Source organism: Psychrobacter sp. AOP31-B2-9 (assembly GCF_052378005.1).
Classification (GTDB): domain Bacteria; phylum Pseudomonadota; class Gammaproteobacteria; order Pseudomonadales; family Moraxellaceae; genus Psychrobacter.
The window spans coordinates 1-9,953 of the sequence record NZ_JBQSXG010000116.1; the positions used below are offsets into that span (position 1 = coordinate 1).

Consider the following 9,953-nt stretch of genomic DNA (forward strand, 5'->3'; position numbering starts at 1 on the left):
CAACCCTTGAATGGGTCGATTGGTTTAACAAAACTCGCATTCATAGTACGATTGGCTATGTGTCCCCTTTTGAGTTTGAAAAGCGGTATTATGATAATTTAATCCTGTCAGGCATTGCTGCCTGACTCAAGTAAATCAGCCTCCGATAAAGTCGGGGCGGTTCACTTTCTTAGTCATGATGAACTCCTATTTGTCTTCTTTAGTTTACCAAGTTTTTGTCTACGGTTTTTTCAGCATACACCAGCAAGTGCTTAGCCGATTGTAGCGGATATACTGCATTGATAAAGTAAATCTAACCATCATTGCCCCAACGTATCTTACTTAACTCATCAAGTAAGGCTGGTCGTCTTGGCTTAGTACTAAATCGGGCTTGCCATCCTGCGACCATCGGTTGCCATACCTTTTTGCCCTCAGGAAGTGCCTCTAACATGATTTGAATATCCTGTGCCAACTCATGATAATGCTTGCGTTCACCGACATTTTCAATACATTTTTGCCAATGTTGTAGATAAAAATCTATCAACCAACTTGCATCATTAGCAATCAATTCATCTTGATAACGCTTGATATAATAAATATCAGGATGAGCTTTAATCAAAGCTGATAGCGCTTCGCTTTGTTTTTCTAGTTCATAGATTTGAATTAATACAGCATAGGTACTTCTGTCAAAGGTTGAACGGGCAAAATATGAGTTCATAGAAGGTGTATCATTAATACTTTTATCAATGCTTTGTTGCAAGCTGTGTTGTAACTCTACCTGTTTCGCCTTGATAGTTTTTTGCCATTCAGTTTCTGTATAGCTATCCTTCCATTGTTGATAATAAGACTCATTAATTCTACCGCTACTCGCTTCAATTGCTAACGCTTTACTGTTCTCACGCAAGATAGTCAATAACTTATCTTTATCGTACCTTTTAGTTTGTAATGTGTCATTTTTTAATGCCTGACTGGCTATATTGACAAACTGTATTTGCCATTCCTCTATCTCACTATGATAACCCCTATCTTTTCTCTTAGCTATCCTCACGCCTTCTTCAATGAAGCTCATAGCATCTTCTAACTTACCTTCTTGCATGGCATTATTTATCAGCATAAGGCGAATGGCTGGCAGATGTTGATAATCTTTTATCAGCTGGGCAACAGGCTCAACAACCTTAGAATAAATAGCCAGCTTAGGCGTATTATGAATATAATTTAATAAGCCAATTTTTAGTACCATCATGTTTTTAAGCTCAAAATCCCTATAAGAGGAAATTTTGGTCTTCTCGATACTTTGGTTTAAAAAATTAACCGCACCTAGCCAATCTTGCTTAGCAATAAATAAATCAAAGTACAATCGTTCCATATGATAGTTGTCAGAGATTTGACGTATATCACCTTCATATTGCCAGTATTGTATTTTCTCTTTTATCTCAGTGATTAAGGTATCAGGCAGGTAGGTATGGTATACCGTAAAATCTTGTGACCAATCTGGCAAATATCCAATACCATAGTCATTATCTTCAACATTAAACAATACTTTGCCAAGCTTGGCAAAACCTACATTAACAGGCTCATATAAGTCTGAGTCGGGATACTCATCATACAGCCTGAGTATCGTATCCATCCAATATATTGCCATACTAAGTTGGTATTGAGGCTGAGTAGTAAACTGGTTAAATAACATATCAAATTGATATAAAGGCTCACTGACATCAGGTTCATAGCCATATAATTGATAATCATCTAAGTCTAGTAGGCTATCAATTTGACGATATAAAGACTGCAAAACGATAGGGTGATGCTCAAAGCTTTCGTATTTGGAAGATATGTCTTGGATTCTTTCGTCTTTTAAATTAGAAAACTCATAATCCTGTTTGGCACTGGCATTTGTATTGACTTTGCTATGGGCATTGTTTTCATGGGCCTTTGCCTGATACTGGCTGTGCCAGATGACCAATTCATCGATAAGCTCAGGATGACGCAAAAAGCAATGCTGAACGAAATTGCGCAGTGCTTTTTCATCAAGGGAATGTATCATCTTATCCTTATCAATTATGCCATCAAGCACCTCAGCACTTCCAACATCATTATAACAATCCATACCAGTCGCCGAGTCGATTGTAGGCAGTTGACCGCCTGCTTGTAACGTACGAACTTTTAGTAACATTGCTACCATATGCTTGCAATAATCATCATAAGGGCATTGGCAGCTCATAGACTCAATCACCATATCTTTATCTGGCAAATCTGTGAGCAATAGCTTGACTTGATAAGAACGACTGCCAATCACATAAGAGACATATTGCTTGGTTTTTATACCGTGGGTACTGACACTTTGCTTTGATAGCTGAGTCACTCGCCCCATGTTTTCATAGTCACACCCACGCTCGATGATAGTATTTCTAAATAGCTTCTCAAAGCGTGATAACTTGCCAAGTGCCATCTTGTACCCTTTTATTTACAGCTTTATAGTTAATACCCCGCTCTCAACACTTTTAGGGGTTGAAAAAAATGACACCTCACTATCCTTAAAGTTTTCGACCAAGAAGACCAAGGACAATGAGATGCCACTTGACGAATTTATCATTAATATCTATCTAATGGTAGAGCAATATTATACCAATTCCCTCTGTACACGACAAAAAACAAAAAAGCTGACTAAGGACAAGGCATAATAGTAATTTTTCTTACGAACCACACTTGATGAAATGAGAGTCGCCTAATTCATTAAATGGTGACAACTATGTTGACAAACACCGAGCGTAAGATATTCCCATCTGATCAAGCGGCGTTTAAGGTTGTTTATCTAGCAACTCAGCAGGCTTCTAAAAAGTGGTCGATGCCTATCCATAACTGGACGTCTGCTCTTAATCGTTTTATGATTATGTTCGATGAGCGTGTTAGTAAGCATTTAATCTAAATTGCAGTTACACAGAATCTGGGATGGGCTCTCTTAACGATTTTTATTTATCAACTTGACTGTCAGCGCAACTAATTAGCATATACTCTGTTAGTTGGATTTCATTTTCTAGATTACCTCTAATTATCATCTCATACCTTTAGCTTCCTATAAACCTTATAAAAACATTCTCCTGCCAACAATAATAGCAGATAGCCCTAGATGCATAAGATTCCATAGGTGATTACAACTTATTAACAAACAAGACATTTAGGATAAAGGATAGTTGGCTATTATGGAGTATTATTATTAAACGTTTGTATAATATAACTACAAACCTTATTTTACCGATTTTACCGCCTAAAAAAACGAGCAAGGGAGATGTCATAATGAAGGCTAATCATTCAGTACTTAAAAAAATGCTGTCACTGGCAATAGGGGCAACGTTAATTGGTGGCCTAGCTGGCTGTGTTGTGACACCTGATTACGACTATGGTGATCGTCCTATTTATAAGGATGATAGACACCAAACCAACAAACATCATGATAGAAAGTATAAGCACGACTATAAAAAGAAATATAAAGGCGATGATGTTGAAGATAGAATTAAACGAGAAGCTCGTTACCCTGCTATAAAAAGACAGGCTGTAAGAAAGGTTCAATCAATGGGTTATCGTGTTGATGAGATTGAACTAGATGAAAAGAATGGCCGTGGTATTTTTGAGATTGAAGCCAAACGTGGCGGGCAAGAGTACGAAATTGAACTCGGCTATCCCAACCTAAATGTCATTAAGATTGAAAAAGACTAAATTACTGCAAACATATTTTTAAATATTATTTTAATACTTAGAGGTAAGTTTTCATGACAAATATTAAGCTACTATCAGCAGGCCTTATGGCTGCTACTTTAGGGGTTGCCACAGGCTGTACATCAACTCCATTAATCCTAGATGGTCCTATTTATCATCCTAATGGAGGCGTTTATTACCCGGATGGTAAAGGCGATTATAAAAAGCATGATGACTATAAAAAGAAAAATAAGAAGAAACACAAGAAGAGTGAGTACAATCGAGTTAATGCAGAGAGAGTGGCCACTCGTAAGTTAAACAGTATGGGCTACCGAGTTGAAAAGGTAGACTATAAGCACAGCCAAGGCATTGTCAAAACAAAAGCATACCGTGGTGGCAGTAAATATAAAATTGACTTGGCTTATCCAAGCATGAATGTGGTCAAGCTAAAGAAAGACTAGTAGAGTAGGGGAGCGCCTACATTAACGACTGCTCAGGCTGTCTATATAGTCTGCCCAGTGCTGCATCATTTGAGTACGTGTGTCTATCTCATCAAGTCGGTTATACGCTCCACCATGGGTATCTTTGATTCTATGGCCAAGCTGTAGCTCTGTCACAATGTCTGAATAGCGAAGTTCAGGTTGTTCCATCAGTAAAGTTTTGGCAGATGCCCTAAATCCATGTGCACAGTGCTTACCTTTATAGCCTAGACGATGAAAGGCTTGAACCAAGGTCGCTTTACTCATGTATGCATTATTTGATGAGCGAATTGACGCAAATACATAAGGCTTATAACCGGTTATCTTTTGAATCTCACGCAGGCGGTAGATAACTTGATCTGCCAATGGCACTACCAAGCTTGAGACCATATCCTCACGACCTTCACCCTTAGTAGGTGAAAACTCCCATAGTTTATTATCCCAATCAATCTCATCCCAGCGCATAGAGCGCAGATCGATACTGCGCACAAAGACATAAGGCAATAAATTCATTGCCATCAAGGTCAGCTCGCTTGCTGCAGTAAACTCTGACATATCCCTTAATAACATAGCAAACTCATCGGGTTTAGTCAGTGCTGGCAAGTGTTTACCAGAGTTGGCTGGTGCCAATTCTCCACGGGTGTAAATGGCAACGTTGTTATCGCACAAACCCCGTGCAACAGCGAATGAAAATACTTTTTCTGTATATAAACGGGTACTGGCACCGACAAAGGCTGCTTCATTATCGTTATTTTGAATAGATTCACAGACGTTTAGGATGGTTTCGCTGGTAATATCATTAATACGTAAGTCGCCAATCTCAGCACACATATAACCCAAGCACAGATCCCAAAACTTTAAGGTAGATTCACTAAAAGAGCGCTTACCAGATTTGCGTTGACGGCGGCTATTAATTTTATTGTCCTTCCAGGCTTCAGCAATCTCAGAAAAAGTGGCATTTTTTAGATGAGCGTATTTATTAACCCGTTGCTGTTGGCGTATGGCTTTAGGGTCAGTGCCATTTCGAACCATATCTAATACAGATTCTGCTTTGGTTTTAGCCTCGTTTAAACTAATATCCTCTACAGAGCCCAAAGTCATACGTGGACGTTTATTAGGCTGATGTGGGTGGGTATAACGTAGATAATATTCTTTTTTACCATTAGGGTAGGTGCGTACACTTAACCCCGGCACACCAGCCACCGCAACTAGGTAATCTTTATCACGGCACTCAAGTCTATTGATGTCCCGTTTATTATGAATAATCATATTTCTCACTTTATTGCTTTTATCAGTTAGATAAAGTGCACCTGTTTTTTGCACAACTTTTTATAAAATAATTTTTGTACAATCTAGATAATTATTGTGCTAAAGTATTCCTAACAAACAGCGTTCGCTGTCTCTCATTGCTACTATCTCTTCTCAAATCCAGTGCCAAATCACTTCTTTATTTGGACACCAAACTGGACACCAAAACCACATAAAATAAAATACAAACCCTTTATTATTATAGATTTTATACTAAATCATCCCCAAGTATCCCTTGGGGATGATTTGGTTTATTATAGATGAAATAAAACATAAATGCTGGCAAGTGACCGTTTATTAGATAAAAAGGTGATTTTTTATACAAATAATAGGCGCCTGTATTTGCACAGAATTATAAAAGCAGGGTCTTAGTGCTGTTCTGTGCAAATATGAGCGCCTAACTTTTTGGCATAAAATCGGGATAAAGGGTTTTATTTGACAAGGCATTGGATTTCAAGGATATTGAGTTAAATAACACCCAACTAGCAAGGATGCTAATATGAAACCCGAAGTAGAAAACAAATCCCCAACAACATCAGATGTTACATCAGAGAACACGCCTGTCTATAATATTATTACCACCAAGCCTGCCAACAAAAGCTTTTATAGCTTTTACCTAGAAGAGCACCAAAATGTCATATCTCGAAGATTACACTTTGCTGGTAGTAGCTTTGGTTTAATTGGATTGGCCTCAGCACTGAAAACTGGCAGAGTCAGTCCTGTGCTTAAAGGCATTGCCGCCGGTTATGCCTGCGCTTGGGTAGGTCATTTCTTTTTTGAGAAAAATAAACCCGCCACATTTAAATATCCCGTTCAAAGTTTTGTTAGTGACTTTCGAATGTATGCAGATATCCTACGGGGCAATATCAGTTTAAAAGATCCAAAGTTTGATAAAGTCAGCTGAAATTAGCCAATTTTGGTTGCTCTCAGATTTGCACAGAATATTAAAAGTAGGGTAGTTGCCCTGCTCTGTGCAAATACAGTTGCCTTGTAATTGTTCAAAATTTAGTCAGCTTTTTATAATGTTCGACCAAAGTAGGTCGTGTCCATCACTATGTTTGCACGCGTAGGTAGCTTATTAAGTGACTTTATTTCAATAGTATCTAGCCGTCTTTGTATGGTCTTTATGCTACAGCTATACTTATTAGCAAGTTGTTTATAGGTCTGTTTACCTTGTGTATATTCAGTCCACAATATTTCATTACTAAGACGTTTGCCACCTAAAAACTGCCGATCACAAATTAGGCATTTGTACTGTTGTTTTCCTGATTTGTGACCGTTCTTTTTAATGTGTTTTTCACCACAAAAAGGGCAGTTTTTTGATTCATGGCTTTCAATCCTTGCAAATACTTATAGTATATAGCTTTAAGGGCTGTGTCAGCCTGAATTTTGTCCATTACACCTAAAATGAATACTTTTCTATAAAATCAGGGATTTTTTCTGCTAAAGATACGTCATAAATATCTGACCATAACATTGCCTTAAATAGCCTGTTATCTGAAACAGTATATTTTTTATAATCAATCAGTTGATGCCACTCGTCAGCTATTTTGATCTGGAGTTCAGGGTGTAAGATATAGTGGCCTCTTTTTATGCGTTGGAACAGCTGTCGATTATAAGAATCCTGTCTAGACACCTCATTTCTTGCCAAAATACTGCTGATATAAGCTCGTTTACGGCGGTACTCAGGTAATACGCTGACAGGCATATGTGCTATGGCACTTAAAAGGTCTCGGGTTTCAAACGTTGGGTAATGACACTCTGAGTCTCCAATACTAAAGGCTTTATTGGGCAACATGGCTAACATCATATTGACCAAATAATATTCCATAGTGTATGACTCTAGCTTTACCAATCTCCCCTGTGTTTGTAAGCTGATGCTGTCAGGGGCGATTAAATCATAAATCTCTGGTAATATTTGTTTGGCATATTTAACGTTATGCTCAATCATGTTGTCATCATAATATTGAGTTTCTCTAGGAGTCACGATAGACATTTGCAAGGCGATTTGTAAGGCATAGTGGTGGTGATTATCCACCGCTTCGATGTCTGCCCCACGCTCTATCAGTCTTTTTACCAAGTTGACATTACCTACCCAAACCGCATTCATTAAAGGCGTGCGATTAAACATATCTCGATATTCAAGCCCAAATTTATCGACTTGTTTTTCAATATGGGTTAAATTATTGCTGTTATAAATGTAGTAATACTTTTGCAAAATATCTTTATGGTTGTAATGTAAAGGTCGCTGGGCGGCTTTCAACTCTAATTGTTGTAAGCCATTGTAATAGTTTAGGTTGTTATAAACTTGGGCGTATTCTAATAATAAGATACCTGCCTTTTTCTCACCCTTAACAATGGCTTTATCAATAACTTCTATTAGTTTTTGGTTATCATAAACTGTCCAATTCACTTTTTTCTCTTGCAATAACTCTTGACGAATTTGTTTAGCTTGCTCAGTTTTACCTTGCATCGCCAGTTTTTGTGCTTCTAATTGCCACTCTTCAACACTAGAGTTATTTGCTTCAATATCTAGCGTGTCAGACTGTGACATGGCGACTTTTAATAGATTGAAGAGGGGATGTTTGTGACGAGACTCTATCCAATACACATTTTTAATGGCACGAGTTAAGGCAACATACAACGCATTGATATAAAACTTATAGACCTCTAAAGACTTATCTGTTTTATCTTTATTACGACTATAGCTTAAAGACTCGCCGTCTAATGCTTCGGCATCTACGCCTTGAGCAATATGTAAAAAACGTTGCTCTTCACTGCTAACAAAGTTATACAAAATAACATTTTCGTATTCTAACCCTTTGGCTTCTTGAATGGAGAAAATGAGCGGTGTGTTGAAGTGTTGCCTTGCCATTGCTTTTTGTTCATCATGTAAGACAATCACCGCAAACTGTGTTGAGAGCCGAGTTTTTTCATTAATCTCTTTGAGTAGTGCGGTTTTATCCTGCCATAATCTGGCATTGCCTTGTACATGACCATTGCTCTCAACCAAGTAATGGCTTTCTTTATCAATTGAGCCAAAACGCATATTTTTAATTTGCAAGATACGATTAGCAATTTGGGTCACTTCTGGCGCATTACGATAATTGGTATGCAAAATACGGATCAGTTCATCGCCACCTTGTAACTGCTTTTGGTGATAAAATAAAGACTTTACTTTTGCCCAAGAAAAAAAGTTGGGATGAACAATTTGATTAGCATCACCACACAATAAAAACTGTCCACTATGGCGTAACGTCTGTAAGATAAGATATAGCTGTATGCTGGTAAAATCTTGAACCTCATCAACAACCACAAAATCATATTTAGGTGTCACTTTTTTTAACCATTGATGACTGGTTAAGTTAGTATCATAATACTCACTATTTTTTGTATCCTCGCCGTCATTAACATATTGCAAATACTTTTGAAATAATTGATATACCTCCTGTCGCTCATCTTCTAAATAAATAGATTGACGAACCCCCAATGATTGATAGTCCTCCTGAGATAAATAGCCAACGTTTTTCCCAATGCTCATATCGCTACTGGTCAATACCCCTCTAAACTCTTCAAAGAGTTTATGAACATCTTTTATGCCCCCATTTTGTTTGTTTGCCATAAACCACTGTTTAAATGAAGAGAATTCAATGGGTTTACCCTGAGGAACGTGGATGCTTTCTAATAATTCTTGATAATTAAAAAAATCAACCGCTTGTTGCTCATTGCTATAATGTCCACTGTAGTATAAATCGTGGGCATTTTTTACCAAATAGCTAGATAAACTGACATACAACACGTCGCCTGTCATCTGCTTGAGCTTTTCTAGCATTAAAGCAGTTTTGCCACTACCTGCCGAGCCAATAATCACCAAAGGTGGGTTGGTTTGGTAAATACCCTGTTGCACATCATCAAACGAGATGCACTTGCCCAGCCATGCAAAATCTTGATGTTTAGGGTTAACATAATTGAGTTCGGCTTCGGGTTTAGGTGGGGTAGTGACCACTTCAATTTGTGCGTCGTCTATTTTCGCCCCTCCACGTAAAAAACGTGACTTGTCATAATCATGGTTTTTAATCCACTCTAATATCAAGGCATAGGTTTCATTTTCATAAAGATATAAGGAAAACAACAGTCTGTCTTTATCATTTAGGCGCGCACGATATAAGTTGTCGCCTATTTTTTTAACTTGAGCTCGTGCAAAGTTTCCCTCCATAATGGCTTGAGACACTTTTTTATAGTTAGGAATTTTTTTTATATCCAGACCATTATAATGTAATATTTTCATAAAAATCCCATGGTTCGTTAAGATTGAATGTGTAATTTTTGCCAGTTTAGTAACGTTATTGAACTGACAATAGAATATGTGAAATACTCTACTATATGTACGTCATAATTTAGATAGTTCTTAAAATAGCACTGCGTATGACTTTTCATCATTTATTTTAAATGAACCGCCCCGAGTATATCGGAGAGTGGATTGCTTGAGTCAGGCAA

At 37.7% G+C, this 9,953-nt stretch carries 7 protein-coding genes and 2 pseudogenes; 5 read left to right on the forward strand and 4 right to left on the reverse strand.

Annotated features, from left to right (window positions below; translation table 11 throughout):
- A partial coding sequence (locus ACT3SX_RS11655) for an IS3 family transposase (protein ID WP_444761747.1) occupies positions 1-125 on the forward strand: 125 nt, incomplete at its 5' end.
- A 167-nt stretch (positions 126-292) separates the two neighbouring features.
- Here the strand turns inward: ACT3SX_RS11655 and ACT3SX_RS11660 are convergent.
- Complete coding sequence (locus tag ACT3SX_RS11660) at positions 293-2,425, reverse strand: SWIM zinc finger family protein (protein WP_442440327.1); 2,133 nt, start codon at positions 2,423-2,425, stop codon at positions 293-295.
- 315 nt (positions 2,426-2,740) lie between these two features.
- Here ACT3SX_RS11660 and ACT3SX_RS11665 point away from each other — a divergent pair.
- The 3 genes and pseudogenes from ACT3SX_RS11665 to ACT3SX_RS11675 all read left to right on the forward strand — a co-directional run.
- Positions 2,741-2,902, forward strand: a pseudogene (locus ACT3SX_RS11665) (IS256 family transposase); the annotation flags it as partial.
- Positions 2,903-3,270: 368 nt separating this feature from the next.
- A complete protein-coding gene (locus ACT3SX_RS11670; RefSeq protein ID WP_301466019.1) occupies positions 3,271-3,690 on the forward strand; it encodes a PepSY domain-containing protein in 420 nt (139 codons plus the stop codon).
- A 53-nt stretch (positions 3,691-3,743) separates the two neighbouring features.
- Positions 3,744-4,130 (forward strand): hypothetical protein, encoded by a 387-nt coding sequence (locus tag ACT3SX_RS11675; RefSeq protein WP_077448082.1) that lies wholly within the window; start codon positions 3,744-3,746, stop codon positions 4,128-4,130.
- 21 nt (positions 4,131-4,151) lie between these two features.
- On the opposite strand, the gene ACT3SX_RS11680 is transcribed toward ACT3SX_RS11675, so the two are convergent.
- Positions 4,152-5,417 carry a tyrosine-type recombinase/integrase gene (locus ACT3SX_RS11680; RefSeq protein WP_077448083.1) on the reverse strand — a complete coding sequence of 422 codons (1,266 nt, stop codon included), beginning with the start codon at positions 5,415-5,417 and terminating at the stop codon, positions 4,152-4,154.
- A gap of 538 nt (positions 5,418-5,955) precedes the next feature.
- Here ACT3SX_RS11680 and ACT3SX_RS11685 point away from each other — a divergent pair.
- Positions 5,956-6,360 (forward strand): Mpo1-like protein, encoded by a 405-nt coding sequence (locus ACT3SX_RS11685; RefSeq protein ID WP_442440328.1) that lies wholly within the window; start codon positions 5,956-5,958, stop codon positions 6,358-6,360.
- A 122-nt stretch (positions 6,361-6,482) separates the two neighbouring features.
- Here ACT3SX_RS11685 and ACT3SX_RS11690 read toward each other — a convergent pair.
- Together ACT3SX_RS11690 and ACT3SX_RS11695 are read right to left on the reverse strand one after the other, a co-directional pair.
- Positions 6,483-6,794, reverse strand: a pseudogene (locus tag ACT3SX_RS11690) (IS1/IS1595 family N-terminal zinc-binding domain-containing protein); the annotation flags it as partial.
- Between the two features lie 64 nt (positions 6,795-6,858).
- Positions 6,859-9,744, reverse strand: a complete 2,886-nt coding sequence (locus ACT3SX_RS11695; RefSeq protein WP_442440329.1) for a UvrD-helicase domain-containing protein — start codon at positions 9,742-9,744, stop codon at positions 6,859-6,861.
- Between the last annotated feature and the right edge of the window lie 209 nt (positions 9,745-9,953).

Excerpts from the sequence above, each read along its gene's own strand:
- ACT3SX_RS11670 (WP_301466019.1), top strand. The coding sequence starts at position 3,271 with ATGAAGGCTAATCATTCAGTACTTAAAAAAATGCTGTCACTGGCAATA.
- ACT3SX_RS11685 (WP_442440328.1), top strand. The coding sequence starts at position 5,956 with ATGAAACCCGAAGTAGAAAACAAATCCCCAACAACATCAGATGTTACA.
- ACT3SX_RS11695 (WP_442440329.1), bottom strand. The coding sequence starts at position 9,744 with ATGAAAATATTACATTATAATGGTCTGGATATAAAAAAAATTCCTAAC.
- ACT3SX_RS11660 (WP_442440327.1), bottom strand. The coding sequence starts at position 2,425 with ATGGCACTTGGCAAGTTATCACGCTTTGAGAAGCTATTTAGAAATACT.
- ACT3SX_RS11680 (WP_077448083.1), bottom strand. The coding sequence starts at position 5,417 with ATGATTATTCATAATAAACGGGACATCAATAGACTTGAGTGCCGTGAT.
- ACT3SX_RS11675 (WP_077448082.1), top strand. The coding sequence starts at position 3,744 with ATGACAAATATTAAGCTACTATCAGCAGGCCTTATGGCTGCTACTTTA.